This window comes from Vibrio sp. 2134-1 (assembly GCF_033339495.1).
Genome location: NZ_JAWOUS010000146.1, coordinates 1 through 1,025, shown reverse-complemented (window position 1 = coordinate 1,025; position 1,025 = coordinate 1). Strand labels below are relative to the sequence as shown.

Here is a 1,025-nt window from a genome sequence, read left to right as displayed (position 1 = left end):
CTTCAAAGCGAAGACTGCAGAGCCAGAACCGCCAAACTTTGATATTGCTTTTCGTGCGTTCCACGACAGAAACCTGAACTGCCAATATGATCCTATCATCGATGAAGTTATTCCTAATTGGGAGTTCGGTATTCGTGACTTAGCGATGGAAATGGGTGGTATGCGTAATACTAAACTTTCCAATGATTCTCCTGACGAGCCAATCACGTTTAGTGTTTTTGGGGTTGAAGACCATCAATGGAGCTTAGACCAATTCATGTGGTGGGCGAAAAAAGTTGGCTTTACCGCAATGAACACCCCATTCACTCACTTCACAACCTTCGCGGATTTAAGAGACTTTGCACCGACGTTCGAAGATGGCGATCTGCATATAGGCTTTGCAAACGCTCTAGCATGTCAAACCGACTTCGACGAAACCATCAAACGTTCTGCTGGTGAGGACACAGATGAAGCCAGCGGTAATGAGGAGAATGACGTTGGTTTCATGCCTAGTGCTTGGGCTCAACCAACCTTTAGTGATGATCCCGTGTTAACCATCCGTTTTGGTTCTATCGGTATTGCCAATCTTAAAGTGTGTAAATCGTTCGATATGAACGGTAACGGTATTCATGATGAAGGCGAAGGCTTGATTCCGAATTGGCCGATCAACCTTTACATACCTGACAGTGTACCCGTTCCTAAACCATTCAACCCTGGGTATCCAGAAAATGGTGAATTCTTAGTGATAGAACAACTTCTTCTTGATGCCGGTGTTCTTCCAGAAGGCGAGAATTTAGCGGAAGTCGATGCCAATGGTTACGTCCAGCGAATGACAGGAGAGGATGGCTGTGCCACATTCTTCGTTCTCGTTCCAAATGTTCGCGGTGAAGATCCCGCGCCTTATGAAGTGAGCGAAAGCCTTTCTGCTGCATGGAACAATACCAGTGATCACACCATTTCGTTCGACGTAAAATCTGTCATGAAAATGGAAAATGGCGTCCCTCTCATTATCGGTGAAGTTTACAATCGCAGTGACGCACTTGATG

Annotated in this window: 1 pseudogene; it reads left to right on the top strand. The window is 45.7% G+C overall.

Annotation, left to right across the window (positions count from 1 at the left end):
- A pseudogene (locus R7R78_RS24510) lies at positions 1–1,025 on the top strand (hypothetical protein); the annotation flags it as partial.